Here is a 16,422-nt window from a genome sequence, read left to right on the forward strand (position 1 = left end):
GACTGAAATATGGCGACAGCCACCAAGAAGAAGAAAAACACGGCCGGTGACGGTGAGGGTGAAGACGACAAGGAAACCGAAGGCGGGCTTGTCGATTTCAATGCGACAGACGTCAAGAAGGTCCTGAAGCGCGCCCAGAAGCGCGGCTTCATCACCCATGACGAGATCAACCAGCTGCTGCCCGATGCCGACATGAGCTCGGATCAGATCGAGGACGTGATGTCCCAGATCTCCGAGATGGGCATTGCCGTCGTCGAGACGGAAGAAGAAGCCGAGGAGCAGGGCAAGGCCCTGACAAAGCTCGAGGACAAGAAAGTCCTCGCCAAGAAAGGCAACGCGCGCGGCTCCGACCGTACCGACGATCCTGTGCGGATGTACCTGCGCGAGATGGGCGCCGTCGAGCTCCTGTCGCGCGAGGGCGAGATCGCCATTGCGAAACGGATTGAAGCCGGCCGCGATGCGATGATCCGCGGCCTCTGCGAAAGCCCGCTGACCTTCGAAGCCATGATGGTGTGGCGCGACGAGCTGATGAACGAGCGCATCCTCCTGCGCGACCTCATCGATCTCGAAGCGACTTACGGCGCGGAAAACCCGCCGCCGGAGCCGAAAGTCATCGAGGAGAAAGCCCCCGAGCCTGCGCCGCCCGTGAAGGGCAAGAAGCGCCAGAGCCAGGAAGAGATCGACGAGGTCGAAGCCGAACGCCTGCGCCAGCAACAGCAGGAAGAGGAAGAGGAAGACGACGCCGCCGCCATGTCGATGTCGGCGATGGAAGGCGAACTGCGCGAAGGCGTGCTCGCTAAGCTCGACGAGATCGCTGACAGCTTCGGACGCTTCCGCAAGCTGCAGGACCGTCTCGTCGGTCGCCGTCTCGAAGGCAAGGACCTGACGCCGAAGGCGCAGCACGAGTATGACGACCTGTCGCTGATCATCGTCGAGAACCTCAAGACGATCCACATCAACAACGCCCGTATCGAGGCGCTGGTCGAGCAGCTCTACGCCATCAACAAGAAGCTGATGGGCCTTGAGGGCAAGCTGATGCGCCTTGCCGACGCGCACGGCGTGCCGCGCAAGGAATTCCTCGAGAACTATATCGGCTGCGAGCTTGAGCCGAACTGGGCCGAGCGCGTGCACGGCATTTCCGCCAAGTGGAAACGCCTGATCGACGGCAAGGGCGACGAGATCGAAGAAGTCCGCGGCGAGATCACCGAGATCGCGACCGAGATCGGCATCCCGATCGACGACTTCCGCCGCATCGTGCAGACGGTGCAGAAAGGCGAGCGCGAAGCCCGCATCGCGAAGAAGGAGATGGTGGAAGCCAACCTCCGCCTCGTGATCTCGATCGCGAAAAAATACACCAACCGTGGCCTGCAGTTCCTGGACCTCATCCAGGAGGGCAATATCGGCCTCATGAAAGCGGTCGACAAGTTCGAGTACCGCCGCGGCTACAAGTTCTCGACCTATGCCACTTGGTGGATCCGCCAGGCGATCACCCGGTCCATCGCGGACCAGGCCCGCACGATCCGTATCCCGGTGCACATGATCGAGACGATCAACAAGATCATCCGTACACAGCGACAGATGCTGCACGAGATTGGCCGCGAGCCGACCCCGGAAGAACTGGCCGAGAAGCTGGGCCTGCCGCTCGAGAAGATCCGCAAGGTTCTCAAGATCGCCAAGGAACCGATCTCGCTGGAGACCCCGATCGGCGACGACGAGGATTCAAACCTCGGCGACTTCATCGAGGACAAGATGGCCCTGCTTCCGGTGGACGCCGCGATCCAGTCGAACCTGCGCGAGACGACGACCCGCGTCCTCGCCTCGCTCACGCCGCGCGAGGAACGCGTCCTGCGTATGCGCTTCGGCATCGGCATGAACACGGACCATACGCTGGAAGAAGTCGGCCAGCAGTTCTCGGTTACCCGCGAACGTATCCGCCAGATCGAAGCGAAGGCGCTGCGCAAGCTGAAGCACCCGAGCCGCTCGCGGAAGCTCCGCAGCTTCCTGGATACCTGATTATTTTTCGACGGGGTGAAGTTTGACGGAATTCAACTTCACCTCGCCGAACGATTTCGTGACTTGGGCCGCGGGAACTGATCCGAAGCGGGCAAATTTTGTGATTGCGAGGCACGCATTACGTGTCTTGCCTATGACTTTCAGCGCGAAATCTAGGAACGATCCGAACGGACGTTTTGCGAAGGCATATTTGCTTCAGTGCTTTCACGTTGCTATTTGCTTGTGGCGCCAAACCCAAGTTTCGCGTGGCGTGGCAAGAACAAAGTTTCGAGACGCTGCGGATTTACTGAGCCAAGCAGCGTCAGACGTATTTGGAAAAAATGTTGGTCCCGAATTACTACCCCATTCCGCCGGGGGCGTACTCTACTTTGCGTCTAAATACATTGCTGAACGAGAGTTCGCCAACATTGATCGCCTGTTTGAATACACTAGATCAGCGGTGCCCTCTGAATTTAGTTCGCTAGCTCTTTTCGAAGAGATGGCAAGGGATGCAAGTTTTCTAGTTGATCAGGAATCTACACAGTCGCTGGCGGCGTTGCCTTTGTGGCTAGACAAGTCGCGTCCCGAGGCTTGGGCATATTTTCAAGAGGCGGAGCATCAGCTTCGCGATCTTGAAGTTACGATGAGAAAATATGACACAGCTTGGTTGTTTTGGATCAATTGGTATCGTGACATCCTTCAAGCTGGCGGCAAGCGAAGATCAGGCAGCATTTTTGGAAGCGCGGTTGACGGGGAAATCGTTAAACAGCCCCACGATTTTTGGGTAGGCGAGCCAGATCGTGTCATTGCCAGCCTGCTTTCAATAACCGAGCCAGACACTGGCTCGCTTGCGTCCTACATTGAACACTACCTCGAGGACATTGATCGACCCGCGACCATCCAAGAGGTAAGAGATGCGCTTCAAGCTGATGGCTTTACAGTCGTTGTGCCCTCAGTGCGCGGACGATTGAACGAATTGACAGCTGACGGAAGAATTCAACGGATCGATAGAGGAGTTTATGCGCATAGGAGGTGGGTTGATCCTCATGACCGTCGCGATTCCATCGAGCAAGACATCGCAGAGCTTATTCCGGACCAAAGCCCTGGGCTAAGCTTCGAGCCCGGTCCTGGTGCGAAGTTTCAAATCGCCGATAGTGGTACTCCGAGTGCGCACGACCAACAAGAATTCGAGCTATCAAAAGAAGCGTTACTACAAGCGTTGGATGATCTGAAAAATTCGTGCGAAGGGTCCAATGCGTTTAAGTTCCTTGTACAGATTGTCGATCGGTATCGTTCCGCGATCGATGTTTCATCGCATTCAGTTTCAATTGATAAGGTATTTGCGCAAGGTGTCAGGTTGGAGAACGCGAAGGTCCGTATAGATCGGGACATTAGGAACGGAGACTTGCCCGATCAGGGTATAATGATAGGCGAAGCTCTGGACAGTGTGATCGCGCTTCACGGCCCCATGGTGATGGGCACGGAAAGAGGACGAACCCTTGTATCGAGGTCTAGGGAATACCATCAAACTGAAGCGCAAGTCGCGGAATACAAATCTCAAGCTCGAGCGTTCATTCTCGCTATCAAAGATGCAAAAAATCTCGTTGAACGAGAAAGCCAAGAAATACTTAGCGACGCGATAGAGGACATTGGATCTGGCCGCCACCCTGAACGGTCTTTGGATGTTGCGCGGAGCGCGAACACCAACCTCGTCGTTGCGATGGGCAAGCTGGTTACCACCCCACTAGGTGTCGCAGGTGCCGCGATAGTCTCTCATGCCGTTGTAACCAGTGCTCCCGGTGTGATGGCGGTGACGGAACTGTCCACTCTTTTGAATGCGGTGTGGAGTTTTTGTCTGACTAATGCCGATGTAATCCGAGGTCTCGCTGGCGAAACGGGCGCCGAACTTTCTTGGGTAAGTTCCCTGTTGAATTGGATGCACAGAAACAGGGATCGAGCAAAGGGATGACCGGTTCCGGGTGTCGCGTACCGGATTCAAGTGGTTCACGCGGACACCGAACAAGGGTGAAGGCGGCTGTTTGCCGAGGAACACTCTTGTGGAAAAGGGCTTTCCGTGGTCCTGTCCGTTTCTCGATAAACGATAAGTTGGGGCAGGTGCCATGATCCGTGATTTTTCCCGATTCCTGCAGTCGACGGCCGCTGCCGGCGTCCTCATCGCGCTGGGCGCCTGCGCCACTGCGCCGGCCGAAGCGCCGCCGGTTGCAGAGGTTCCTGTCGCGGCAGAAATCGTCGCCGAAGCGCCGGCGCCGGTGGAGCGCGAACCCGTCGTCTGGGACCTGACTGACCTCTATGAAACGCCGGAAGCCTGGGACGCCGCCTATGCCGACGTGCAGGGCCGCATCGCGGAAATCCCTGCCTTCAAGGGCACGCTCGGCAAGAGCGCGAAACAGATGGCGACGGTGTACCGCACGACCTCGGACGTCGCGAAGGATGCCGTCCGCCTCTACACCTACGCGTCGCTGAAGAATGACGAGGACCAACGCGACGCCACCGCGCAGGAGCGCTTCGGCAAGGCGCAGAACCTGTTCCAGTCGCTGGGGGAGGCGACGAGCTGGATGGATCCCGAAGTGCTGAAGCTCGGCGAGAAAAAGGTGAACGCCTATCTCAAAGCCGAGCCCGCGCTCGCCGATTTCAAGTTCAGCCTCGAGGACACGCTGCGCAGCGCGCCGCACACGCTGGATGACAAGGGCGAAGCGCTGCTCGCGCAGGCGGGGCTCGCCCTGTCGCAGCCGAACCAGATCTACAGCCTGTTTGCCAATGCCTCGATCCCGTGGCCGTCGCTGACGCTCGCCGACGGCACCGAAGTGAAGCTCAACCAGGCGGGCTATTCGCGCTATCGCGGCGCGGCCAACCGCGACGATCGCAAGGCCGTGTTCGACACGTTCTGGGCTGCCTGGGAGCAGTACGAGAACGGCATGGGCGCAACGCTGAACGCGCAGGTCCAGTCCGCCATCTTCCGCGCCAAAGCGCGCAACTACACGTCTGTCCTTGAACGCAACATGGACGACGACGCGCTGCCGCCGGAAATCTACACGCAGCTCGTGACGCAGGTGAACGATGCCCTGCCGGTGTTCCACCGCTACCTGAAGCTCCGTGGACGGATGCTCGGCGTGGAAGACCTGCGCTATTACGACATCTACCCGCCGATCATCGAGGCCGACACCGGCACCTTCGACATTCCGCGCTCGACGGAGATCACGCTCGAAGCCCTCAAGCCCTTCGGCGACGAGTACCTCGGCCTCCTCAAGGAAGGTCTCGCCGAGCAATGGATGCATGCCTATCCGCAGGAGGGCAAGGAAACCGGGGCTTATATGTCCGGCTCCGCCTATGACGTGCACCCGTACGTCCTGCTGAATCACAATGACGACTACGACTCGCTGTCGACCTTCGCGCATGAGTGGGGCCACGCCGTCCACACGATGCTCGCGAAGTCCGAGCAGCCGTTCGAGAATGCCGGCTACTCGACCTTCATCGCGGAGATGGCCTCGACCATCAACGAGATCCTGCTCGAAGAGTACATGATCGCAAATGCGCAGACGAAGGAAGAGAAGCTCTACTATCTCGGCTACGCGCTCGAGAGCCTGCGCGGCACGTTCTACCGCCAGACAATGTTCGGCGAATTCGAACTGGCGATCCACGAAGCCGCCGAGCGCGACGAGCCGCTGACCGGCGCCAAGCTCACCGAGATCTATGGCGAACTGCTGCGCAAGTATCACGGCGAAGCCGAAGGCGTGATGACCATCGATGATGCGTATGCGGTCGAATGGGCCTTCATTCCGCACTTCTATTACGAGTTCTATGTCTATCAGTATGCCACGTCGGTATCAGGCGCGGCCTGGTTCTCCGAGCAGTTCCTCGCCGGCGATGACAAGGTGCGCGACAACTTCATCAACGTGCTGAAGGCGGGCGGCTCCGACTATCCGCACAACATCCTGATGAACGAGGCCGGCCTCGACATGACCAAGCCCGACGCCTACCAGGCCGTTGTGCGCCGCATGAACAACATCATGGACAGGATGGAAGCCCTGCTCGACGAGGAGTAGGGGCGCCGTCCAGCTACTTGAACGTGTTGCACTGGTTCGGGTCGCCGGTCTGGTAGCCGCGGCCGAGCCATTCCATCCGCTGCGCCGCCGTGCCGTGCGTGAAGGCTTCGGGGGTTACTTTGCCCTGCATCCGTTTCTGGATCATGTCGTCGCCGATTGCCTGCGCGGTCTTCAGGCCTTCTTCCATGTCGCCGCGTTCGAGCGCCACCGCCCCGCCGGAGGCGTCGGACGCGCGCGCGGCCCAGACGCCGGCATAGCAGTCGGCCTGCAGTTCAAGCGCAATCGAATACTGGTTCGCCTCCTCCTGACTGCGCGCGGATTGCTGCGCCTGCTGCACCCGCTGCGAAGCGCCGGTCAGCGTCTGCACATGGTGGCCGAACTCGTGGGCGATCACGTAAGCCCTCGCAAATTCTGCGCTTGAGGCGCCGAGCTTGTCTTCCATCTCCTGCCAGAAGGAGAGGTCGAGATACACGGTCTGGTCGTTGGGGCAGTAGAAAGGCCCCATCGCGGCCTGACCGAAGCCGCAGCCGGTATTCGTGCCCTGCTCGTAAAGCACGACTGATGGCGGCGTGTAGCCTTGCAGCGACGCGCTCCACACGTCGTTGATGTTGGCGCCCACGACGTCCACGAACAGGCCGGCCTGGTCTTCCGGCGTGCCTTCGACACCGGCCTGCTGTTCGGAGGAGGTGGCCTGTCCGAGCACCGACTGGGTCTGCTGCGGGTCGATGCCGAACACGAAATAGCCGATCAGAGCGACCAGCACGACGCCGAGGCCGCCGCCGGCCGCTGCGCCGGGGCCAAGCCCGCGCCGGTCTTCAACATTGCCGCCGCGGCGTCCGCCTTGCCATTTCATCGGTCGTCTCCCTGAAAGCAGGCGCGCCTGCGCTGTTGCCCTTACCCTTTTACCGCCATTGGGGCGGCAAGAGCCAGCCATTCTGCGCGGGAGGAATTTGCGGAAGGCCTTGCCATCAGCCCCTTTCGCATACGAGATCACAACGCCGAGCGATCAGGAGACGTTCCATGCGCCTCAACCAGGTGACCTTGCCGTGCACGGACTACGCCGCCAGCGTCAGCTGGTGGCAGCGCTTCGGCCTCAAGCTGATCGTCGATTCGCCGCCGCGCTATGCGCGTTTTGAATGTCCGGCCGAGGACGGCGAAGAGCCCGCCACGCTGTCGATCCATCAGGTCGATGCGCCGCTGACGACCGATTGGCCTGCGGTCTATTTCGAAGTGAAGGACGTGTTCATCGAGGTGGGCGGGCGCTGCATGAACGGCATCCATCCGCTCGGCGAGCCGGAGAGGAAAGACTGGCGCTGGACGGAAGCCTGGTTCCGGGATCCGGCGGGCAACCGTGTGTGTCTTTATGTGGCGGGGCAAAACCGTCGGTTCCCTCCGTGGCGCGTGGCAGAGACGAGCTAGCGCCGCACGTGATTCAGTCAGCAGAAGCGTCCGGCGCAGCGGGGCTGTCCGGCGTGGATGGCGTGAGGCGGGATTTCGTCATGGCCTACGAGGTATTAGGGAACAAAAGGGGCCATGATTCCTTGCCGGGGCGATCGCAGTGCGATCGCTGGTCCCGACAAGCCCCCGAGAAGCGGGAGAGGGGGGCGTTGCAGGTTGCTTCAATGTCGAGGCAGGCCGGGAGGCGGGTGGACCAGATGGGGTCGTCAAAGCGTGGCCGGAGCGGCGCGAGGGGATCGTGCTTCGGGGTTTCGATCCGGTCGCCGCGATAGACGATGCGCACGCCGCCCCACCAGGTGACGGCGAGCATCACGCCGGTGAGCTTTTCGCGCTGGAGGGAAATCCAGGCCGCCTTCAGCTGCCAGTAGAGGACCGGCCAGAAGAACGGGTGCACGGCATCGAAGAGATGCCGGAAGTACACGTAGTTCCGTATGCTGAGGAAGGTGGACATCGGCGGAGTATAAATCCGCTACGGACCCCGCCGGATTGGGAGGGGGCAAGTTTTTCAAGGGCGCGTCCGACTGCCGGGCGCCGGCATCCGCGCGATGGTCAGCAGATACAGCAGGTCCGGGTCCCGGCTTTCACCGGGATGACACGGGAAATAAAATTTCGAGGCGGGGCGAAGCGGGCTGATTTTGTTGCGCAAGGCGAAACTTGCGCAACGGTTTTCAGCTCGGGATGGGCTTCGGTCTGCCGCGTCGCTCAGTCGCCGCCAGTGCGGATGTCTTCGGCGGCGAAGGTGCGCTTGGCGGTGTCGCGGAAGGTGTGGGTGCACTTGGCGCCCTGACGTTTGTGCGGTTTGCACAACAGGCAGCCGGCGCGGGTCGATTTCGGGCCCTTGCGTTTGAAATTCGCCATGTGAGCCCTCCTTTCAGACCGGAGCGGGCGTATGCGCCCAGCCGGGTGAATGCGCCGTGAACGCGGGTCTAGCGCTCTTTCGGGTCGAGCGCATCGCGCAGGCCGTCGCCGATGAAGTTGAGGCAGAGCAGCGTCACCGACATGGTGACGGCAGGCGCGATCAGCATCCACGGCTTTTCTTCCATCAGCTTGGCGCCGTCGGAGATCAGCACGCCGAGCGAGGTCAGCGGTTCGTTCACGCCAAGACCGAGGAAGGACAGGAAACTCTCCGCAAGGATGACCACCGGGATGGTCAGCGTCACATACACGGCGACCGGGCCGATCACGTTCGGCAGGATGTGGCGCAGGATGATGTCGCGGCGCGAGACGCCGGCGGCGCGGGCTGCTTCGATGAATTCCTTGCCTTTGATCGACAGCGTCTGGCCGCGCACGATGCGGCTCATGGTCAGCCATTCGATCGCGCCGATGGCAGCAAAGATCAGCACGATGTTGCGCTCGAAGACCGTCAGCAGGAGGATGACGAAGAAGATGAAAGGCAGGGCGTAGAGCACGTCCACGATCCGCATCATGAAGTTGTCGATGCGGCCGCCGAGATAACCGGCCACGGCGCCCCAGGTGACGCCGATGAACAGGCTGACCGCGGTGGCAACGATGCCGACCAGCAGCGAGATGCGAAGGCCGATCAGCAGGCGGGCGAACAGGTCGCGGCGCTGCAGGTCAGTGCCGAGGATGTGCATGTTCTCGAAGGTCGGCGCGATGGTGCGCAGGTCCGAGATGGTGCGGTAGTCGTGCACCCAGACCATCGGTCCGATGATGGCGACCAGCGAGATGAGTCCGAACAGGATCATCGAGAACACCGCCGCCTTGTTGCGCAACAGGCGCGCGCGGGCGTCGTCCCACAGCGAGCGGCCACCCTGGATGGCCTGCGTCACCGCTTCGACGCGGCCCGTCGGATCAAGAACCGGATCGAGGTGCGCCATCAGTCGTATTTCACTTTGGGATCGAGCATGGCGTACAGGATGTCGGCCACGAGATTGAGGATGATGATGAAGCCCGCATAGACGATGATGGCGCCCATCACGAGCGTGTAGTCACGGTTCAGCGCGCCATCGACGAAGTAGGAGCCGAGGCCGGGCAGGCCGAAGATTTTCTCGATCACCACAGAGCCGGTCATCACGCGGGCCATTGCCGGGCCGGCATACGAGATCAGCGGAAGCAGCGCGGAGGGCAGGGCGTGGCGGGTGATCACCTGCCATTCGCTGAGGCCCTTGGCGCGTGCGGTGCGGATATGGTTGGCGCGCATGGTCTCGATGGTCGAGGCGCGCATCAGGCGCGAGATGATGGCGACCTGCGCGAGCGTGAGGGTGAGCACCGGCAGGGTCATGTTGTGCCAGGTCATGCCGATGTTCGGGTAGGTGCCGAGGCCGCCAACGGCGAAGATGCCGGCGCCGAGCGCGAAGACGAGGATCAGCAGCGGCCCGATGACGAAACTCGGCACCGATATGCCGACCATCGCGATGCCCATGACGCCGTAGTCTGTCGCCGAGTTTTGCCTGAGCCCCGCGAACACGCCGAGCAGCGTGCCGACAATCAGCGAGATGACCATGGTCAGCACGCCGATGGTCAGCGAGACCGGCAGGCCGTCGGCGATCAGGTCGTTCACGCTCTTGCCGAGGGTTTTGTAGGAGGGGCCGAAATCGCCATGGATCACGCCGCCGACATAATTGAGGTATTGTTCGTGCAGCGGCTTGTCCAAACCGAACTTCGCGGCGATCGCGCGCTCGGTTTCGGGCGGCAGCTTGCGCTGGCCGTCGAAGGGCCCGCCGGGCGCGGCGCGCATCATCAGGAAGGCGACGCTGATGATCGCCAGCATCGTGGGGATCGCGATCAGGAGCCGCCGGAGCGTATAGCCCCACGGAATCCGGCGGAATGCGCGTTGCAGCATCATCACGTGAGGAAAAAGCCTCTGGTCACAGCAGGTTGATTGGCCGGGCGGCCATGCCCCGCTTGGCAGGGAGCAATACATTCCTTAGCTAGAGAACAGAAGCGATCAAGCGACACGCTGCATACAAGGACAGGACTCTCATGGCCGACATCCGTCAGGTAACGCCCGATTTCGCGGTCGCCCCGCAGCTTTCAGAAGCGGATATCGAGGCCGTCGCCAAAGCCGGCTTCAAGACGCTGATCGCCAACCGCCCGGACGGGGAAGGCGGCGTTGACCAGCCGCGCATGGGCCAGATTCGCGCGAAAGCCGAATCCCTCGGCCTGACATTCGCCGCCCTGCCGTTTTCCGGCGCGCCGACGCCCGAAATTGTCGAGCGGATGGGACATATCCTGAACGAAGCGCCGCAGCCGGTGCTGGCCTATTGCCGGACCGGCACGCGCTCGATCACGGCCTGGGCGCTGGTACATGCCGGACAGGGCGCCGGGGAGGACATCATCGACGCCGCCGCCGGGGCCGGTTACGATCTTTCCAGCCTCAGGGAACTGCTCTAAGGCGGCGGCGCTGTGACAGTTGCACGGCAAAACTTGACTTGAACGGGGGCGTGACGCGTGTAACGCGTCAGCGCGCAAAAAGTTTCCGGCCGCCGAGGGCAGGATAACGGGAGAGTGTGAATGTCAGGCCGGTTGTGGACCAGCGATTTCAAGCTCGACCAAGGCGTTATCCTGGTCAAGAAAACCGGCGCCCGCATCGTGCCGGACCTGGCCCTGCTGCACAGCATCTTCACCTGGTTCTGCTTCTACTTCTTCGTCCAGAACTGGCGCACCTGGCGCCTGATCACCGGGCACAAGCGCCCGACCATCGCCTTCCATCCCGACAAGCCGCGGCCCTGGTATTTCATCTGGTCGGTATTCCACGTTTCCGGCGCGAAGCTGGTGGACGATGTCGCCCAGGCCGACATCGTGATGCAGTTCGACGATTCGACCGAAGCCTCGCACGTCACGCCGTCGATCAAGCCCGGCGCACGCCTGATCAATTTCGGCTGTACCGACATCTCGAAGACGCGGGTCGCCGAAGCCTTCGAAGCCGCCAGCGGATATTCGCTCGCCGTCAATCCGCGCACCTTTGCCGGACGGATGGTGGAAAAGTCGGAACTGAATGCCGCGCATGACGGCCGCGTGATCGAAGGCCCGCTCGACGAGCCGGTCGAAGGCAAGGCCTACCAGCGCCTGATCGACAACGAGATTGCCGGCGGCCTCGTCGAAGACTTGCGTTGCTGCCTCGTTGGCGGCACCCCGATCATCGTGTTCCGCAAGCGCCGCCCGCTCGAGCGCCGCTTTCTCAACGAGAATGTCCAAGTTTTGCTCGACGAGCCCAAGAATTGCTACTCCGCTGATGAAATACGCGTGATCGAGGCCTTCGCTGCTGAAATCGGGCTCGACTGGGGCGGGGTGGATGTCCTACGCGATCGGTCGACAGGACGAATCTACATCGTCGACGCGAACAAGACGGACATGGGCCCGCCAGTGGCCCTGAAACTCGGAAGCAAGCTGCGGGCAACGCGGCGCATGGCCCGGGCTTTCGCCGAAACGTTCGCGCCGAAGAAACGATAGCAGGCCGCTCGTCCGTTAGCTGAAGGTTTCTGAGCGCATGGCAATTCCTTACGTCCGCGGCATCGAGTTCGAATACGGCCGCGTCGACCAGGTGTCCCCGCTGATCCGCCGCGTGATTGCCAACAATCCCGGCCCGTTCACGTATGTTGGCACCGGTGTCTACATCGTCGGCAAGGGAGAGGTCGCGGTGATCGATCCGGGCCCGATGCTGGCAGAACACTTCGAGGCGCTGAAGGCGGCGCTCGCGGGTGAGCGCATCACCCATGTGCTGGTCACCCACGGGCACTCGGACCACTCTCCGCTCGCGGCGCCGCTCGCCGAATGGGCCGGTTGCAAGACCTACGCGAAGGATTGCGGCATCCACACCGCGAAAGACGAACTCGGCAGCCCCGACGACCTCGGCTTCACGCCGGATGTGCGGGTCGGGGACGGGGACGTGCTGTCCGGTCCCGGCTGGACGCTCGATGTCATCGAGACGCCGGGCCACACGGCGAACCATCTCTGCTTCGGCCTGCGCGAAGAGAATGCCTGCTTCACCGGCGACCATATCATGGGCTGGTCGACGACCGTGGTCGCGCCGCCGGACGGCAACATGGGCGACTACATGCGCAGCCTCGACAAGGTGCACGCGCGCCAGTTCGACATCCTCTGGCCAACCCATGGCGATCCCGTTCGGGGGCGCGACTTCGTCGACACGTTCATCACCGAGTACGGCGCCCACCGCAAAGCGCGCGAAGCGGCCATCCTGGCCGAGCTGCGCGGCGGCGAGACCTCGATCCCGGCCATGGTCGCGCGCATGTACAAGGACGTGGACCTGCGGCTGCACCCGGCCGCCGCAATGAGCGTGCTGGGCCACATGCTGGACCTGATCTCGCGCGGCGTGGTGGTGACGCCCGACAGCGCGCCGACCGTGCGCTCGCGCTTCGAACTGGTCACGGCGCGCGCCTGAGCCGCAGTCAGCCACTGTTCATCGGCCTGTCTTAAGGCTTTGCAATCTTGCGCGCCTCTGGCAGCAAGGGGCCAGAATTTTCGTCATTTCCGGCGAGGCGGGCTGAATTCACTCAGCCCCGCGCCATTTGCGATCAGGAGTTTGCTTCCCATGAGAACACGCCGTTCGGTGATCACCGCGTCCATGCTCGGCCTTGCCGCGCTCGCCCTTGCTGCCTGCGGCGGCGGTGCGAAGGAAAAACCGGGCGATGTGCCGACCCTTCGCCGGGGCATCTCGGCCAAGGTGGACACGCTCGACCCGCACAAGTCTTCGGCGCAATGGGAAAACATCGTCATCGGCGACATGTTCATCGGCCTGACCACCGACGGCGCGGACGGCAAGCCGGTGCCCGGCATGGCGACCAGCTGGGAGACTGACCCGACCGGTACGGTCTGGACCTTCCATCTCGGCGACTACGTCTGGTCGGACGGCGCCCCGGTCACGGCAGGTGACTTCGTCTTCGCCTTCCGCCGCCTGCAGGAGCCGGTGATCGCGTCGCAATACGCCTCGATGCTCTGGCTCGTGAAGAATGCCGAAGCGGTCAACAACGGCACGATGAAGCCGGAAGACCTCGGCATCCGCGCGATCGACGACAAGACGCTCGAGATCACGCTGAACTATCCCGCGCCCTACCTGCCGGGCCTGCTGTCGCACTACACGACCTTCCCGGTGCCGCGCCAGGCGGTCGAGAAGTTTGGCGACGCCTGGATCCAGCCCGAGAACATTGTCGTCAACGGTCCCTACAAGCTCGCCTACTGGCGCACGGGTGACCAGCTTGTCGCCGACAAGAACCCGACCGGGTTCGGCGCCGCAGAGGCCTGCTTCGACCGGGTCGCCTATTTCGAGATCGAGAACGAAGCGGCCTACGAGAACAAGATCGCGGCCGGTGAACTCGACATCAACAACGTCTTCTCCGGCCCGCGCAAAGCGGAGCTGGAAGTGAAGTTCCCGGGTTGGGTGCACACCTCGCCGGGCCTGCTGACGACCTACTGGTCGTTCAACCAGACCAAGCCGCCATTCGATGACGTGCGCGTGCGCAAGGCGCTGTCGCTCGCCCTCGACCGCGAATTCATGGTGCGCAACGTGCTGACACCGGGCTTCCAGCCGGCCTATGCGCTGGTGCCGCCCGGCATATCGAACTATGACGTGCCGCGCCCGCAAGTGTCGTTCAAGGACACGCCGCGCGCCGAGCGTATGGCGGAGGCCAAGCGCCTGCTCGAGGAAGCCGGCTTCGGCCCGTCCAAGCCGCTGAAGTTCGAATTCATCCACCGCTCCACCGGCGACAACCCGAAAGTCGCGCCGGTCGCGCAGCAGAACTGGGCCGAGATTGCGCCCTGGGTGCAGCCGGTGATCGTCAAGCAGGATACGAAGGTGCTGTATGCCCGCCTGCGCCAGACCGATTTCCAGGTGTCGGATGCGGCCTGGCTCGCGGATTTCGACGATCCGATCAACTACCTCTACCTGCTGCAGTCGACGACCGGCCAGCAGAACTACGGCAAGTACAACAACCCCGAATACGACGCGCTGCTGAACGCCTCGAACCAGGAACTCGACATCGCCAAACGCGCGGAGATCTTCGCGAAGGCTGAAGCGCTGATGCTCGACGAGTATCCGATCACGCCGATGTGGGTGCAGGTGACGCAGAGCCTTGTCGACCCGACGCTGACCGGTTGGGTGGACAATGCGAAGGATAACCACCGCTCGCGTTTCCTCTGCCGGGACGGTATGAAGTCCCCCTGATCTTCATTCCCGGGGGAGGGAAGCATGGAGCATGAGGTCGAAGCTGGTGGCCTGGCTTCGGTAGGCGGGCTCGATGGCGGCACGCACCATCCGGTTGAGGCGGGTGTGTTGTGCCGCAACTGCGGAACGCCGATCGAGGTCCGCTTCTGCTCGAACTGCGGCCAGCTGGGGACGGACTTCCATCGCCCGGTCTGGGATCTCGTCAGCTCGAGCGTGGCGGATATGTTTTCGCTCGACGGGCGGCTGTGGAAATCGCTGCCGCTCCTGATGTTCCGGCCGGGCCGGATGACGCGCGCGTACATCGACGGAAAGCGGGCGCGGTTCGTGCCGCCGTTCCGCCTGTTCCTGCTGTCGTCGGTGATCTTCTTCCTGACGCTGTTCACAACGCTGGAACACCAGCCGTGGCTGAAGGAGATGAAGTTCACGCCCGGCGACCAGCCGCAGGGCGAATTTGTCGTGATGGGCGACCAGCGGTTCAAGATTGCGGGCGAGCTGGACCGCGCGGCGCTCGAAGCCGAACTTGCGCGCGATGACCTGACGCCGGAACGGCGGGCGCAGCTGGAACAGGTGCGCGACGGGGTCGAGACCGCCGATTCGGTCGCGCAGATGGTGATCAGGGAAGACGGCACGGTCGACCGCGAAGCGTTGCGCGCCTCGGTCGCCGAGGCGAGCCCCGAATTGACGCCGGCGCAGCTCGCCACGGCGCAGGCGACCGCCGAGCGGTTCGCGAACTTCTACGAGAACCAGGAGCGGTTCGGCACTAGGCTGAAGGAATGGGCGCCCCGGTTCACGCTGCTGTTCCTGCCGATCTTCTCGATGCTGCTGGCGGTTTCCTATGGCTGGCACCGCAAGCGATATTTCTACGATCACCTGATCACGGGCCTGCATTTCCAGACTTACGTCCACATCCTGGCGACGGTGCTGATTCTCGCCTCGGTCGCCTGGCCGGTCATCGCCCCCTTTGCGGGCGGGCTGTCGTTCGTGATCGTGTTCATTTACCTGATGCGGATGCTGCGGGTCACGTATGACACCGGGCATATCCTGTCATTTCTGCGCGCCTTCGTGCTGCTGATCGCCGCCCTGGTCGCGCTGTCACTGCTGGCCGCCGGGCTGGTGGCCCTCAGCTTTTTCCTGACCTAGGGTCAGCTTCAGGCGATGCGGCGGACGCGGATGCCGGCGCCGCTGTCATCGATGACCATCATGAAGCTGCCGAGCGAGGCCTTCTTGATGGCGGCCATCTTGGCCTTGCGCACTTTCGAGCGCGGCAGCTCGGTCGAATCGATCTGTTCCCAGACCTGGCCGTTCTCCAGCTTGATCAGCGCCTTCTTCGTGACGCGGTTGACCGAAATTGAGGCAATCGCCAGTTCGACCTCGTCGACCGGCTGCGACAGGGATTGGCCGTCCGGCTGGTCGCGGCGGAACACCTCGGTCAGCGAGGGCAGCGAAAAGCCGAACGATTCGCGTTCGATCTTCTCGATCGACGCGACATCGACTGTCTTCACTTTTCCTGCATTTTCAGCGGCCTTGAGGTCCGCCACGGCCTTGTCGAAGCAGGCGAGGCGGGCGGTGTCGTCGGTCTCGCTTGCGCAGACGTAGAGCGTATCGGTGGGGCGCGGCGACTTCGTTTCCGCGTTGGCGGCAAGCGAGGCAGAAAACACCGCAGACATGGCAAGACCAACGGCGGTACGCGGAAATTTCATTGCTGGCTCCTGACAGGATCTGGTCACGTTTTCCGGCCTTCATAGCGCGAGAGGCAAGCCGATGCAC

Annotated in this window: 14 protein-coding genes and 1 pseudogene; 9 read left to right on the forward strand and 6 right to left on the reverse strand. The window is 62.2% G+C overall.

Annotation, left to right across the window (positions count from 1 at the left end; all coding sequences use genetic code 11):
• Positions 1-9 precede the first annotated feature (9 nt).
• From rpoD to pepF, 3 genes are all read left to right on the forward strand, one after another.
• Positions 10-2,013 carry an RNA polymerase sigma factor RpoD gene (rpoD, locus tag IPK75_09440; protein MBK8198582.1) on the forward strand — a complete coding sequence of 668 codons (2,004 nt, stop codon included), beginning with the start codon at positions 10-12 and terminating at the stop codon, positions 2,011-2,013.
• Positions 2,014-2,035: 22 nt separating this feature from the next.
• Positions 2,036-3,961 (forward strand): hypothetical protein, encoded by a 1,926-nt coding sequence (locus IPK75_09445; GenBank protein MBK8198583.1) that lies wholly within the window; start codon positions 2,036-2,038, stop codon positions 3,959-3,961.
• 151 nt (positions 3,962-4,112) lie between these two features.
• Positions 4,113-6,056, forward strand: a complete 1,944-nt coding sequence (pepF, locus tag IPK75_09450; protein MBK8198584.1) for an oligoendopeptidase F — start codon at positions 4,113-4,115, stop codon at positions 6,054-6,056.
• 13 nt (positions 6,057-6,069) lie between these two features.
• On the opposite strand, the gene IPK75_09455 is transcribed toward pepF, so the two are convergent.
• On the reverse strand, positions 6,070-6,909 hold the full coding sequence (locus IPK75_09455; GenBank protein MBK8198585.1) for a neutral zinc metallopeptidase: 840 nt from the start codon (positions 6,907-6,909) through the stop codon (positions 6,070-6,072).
• 167 nt (positions 6,910-7,076) lie between these two features.
• On the opposite strand from IPK75_09455, the gene IPK75_09460 reads away from it, so the two are divergent.
• Positions 7,077-7,475 (forward strand): VOC family protein, encoded by a 399-nt coding sequence (locus IPK75_09460; protein MBK8198586.1) that lies wholly within the window; start codon positions 7,077-7,079, stop codon positions 7,473-7,475.
• An 85-nt stretch (positions 7,476-7,560) separates the two neighbouring features.
• On the opposite strand, the gene IPK75_09465 is transcribed toward IPK75_09460, so the two are convergent.
• From IPK75_09465 to IPK75_09480, 4 genes are all read right to left on the reverse strand, one after another.
• Positions 7,561-7,965, reverse strand: coding sequence for a hypothetical protein (locus IPK75_09465; GenBank protein ID MBK8198587.1), 405 nt, complete (start codon positions 7,963-7,965; stop codon positions 7,561-7,563).
• Between the two features lie 251 nt (positions 7,966-8,216).
• Positions 8,217-8,372 carry a hypothetical protein gene (locus IPK75_09470; protein MBK8198588.1) on the reverse strand — a complete coding sequence of 52 codons (156 nt, stop codon included), beginning with the start codon at positions 8,370-8,372 and terminating at the stop codon, positions 8,217-8,219.
• Between the two features lie 68 nt (positions 8,373-8,440).
• Positions 8,441-9,352 (reverse strand): ABC transporter permease subunit, encoded by a 912-nt coding sequence (locus tag IPK75_09475; GenBank protein ID MBK8198589.1) that lies wholly within the window; start codon positions 9,350-9,352, stop codon positions 8,441-8,443.
• A complete protein-coding gene (locus tag IPK75_09480; GenBank protein MBK8198590.1) occupies positions 9,352-10,317 on the reverse strand; it encodes an ABC transporter permease subunit in 966 nt (321 codons plus the stop codon). The genes IPK75_09475 and IPK75_09480 overlap by 1 nt, the downstream gene beginning before the upstream one ends.
• Before the next feature lie 140 nt (positions 10,318-10,457).
• On the opposite strand from IPK75_09480, the gene IPK75_09485 reads away from it, so the two are divergent.
• The 5 genes and pseudogenes from IPK75_09485 to IPK75_09505 all read left to right on the forward strand — a co-directional run bounded on the left by IPK75_09485 (position 10,458) and on the right by IPK75_09505 (position 15,036).
• Complete coding sequence (locus tag IPK75_09485) at positions 10,458-10,868, forward strand: TIGR01244 family phosphatase (protein MBK8198591.1); 411 nt, start codon at positions 10,458-10,460, stop codon at positions 10,866-10,868.
• Positions 10,869-10,988: 120 nt separating this feature from the next.
• Positions 10,989-11,927, forward strand: a complete 939-nt coding sequence (locus IPK75_09490) for a hypothetical protein (GenBank protein MBK8198592.1) — start codon at positions 10,989-10,991, stop codon at positions 11,925-11,927.
• Positions 11,928-11,964: 37 nt separating this feature from the next.
• Positions 11,965-12,876, forward strand: coding sequence for an MBL fold metallo-hydrolase (locus tag IPK75_09495; protein MBK8198593.1), 912 nt, complete (start codon positions 11,965-11,967; stop codon positions 12,874-12,876).
• A gap of 150 nt (positions 12,877-13,026) precedes the next feature.
• Complete coding sequence (locus IPK75_09500) at positions 13,027-14,655, forward strand: peptide ABC transporter substrate-binding protein (GenBank protein ID MBK8198594.1); 1,629 nt, start codon at positions 13,027-13,029, stop codon at positions 14,653-14,655.
• 24 nt (positions 14,656-14,679) lie between these two features.
• Positions 14,680-15,036: pseudogene (locus IPK75_09505) on the forward strand (DUF3667 domain-containing protein).
• A 767-nt stretch (positions 15,037-15,803) separates the two neighbouring features.
• On the opposite strand, the gene IPK75_09510 reads toward IPK75_09505, so the two are convergent.
• Positions 15,804-16,355, reverse strand: coding sequence for a hypothetical protein (locus tag IPK75_09510; protein ID MBK8198595.1), 552 nt, complete (start codon positions 16,353-16,355; stop codon positions 15,804-15,806).
• Between the last annotated feature and the right edge of the window lie 67 nt (positions 16,356-16,422).

Source organism: Acidobacteriota bacterium, assembly GCA_016712445.1.
Classification (GTDB): Bacteria; Pseudomonadota; Alphaproteobacteria; order Caulobacterales; family Hyphomonadaceae; genus Hyphomonas.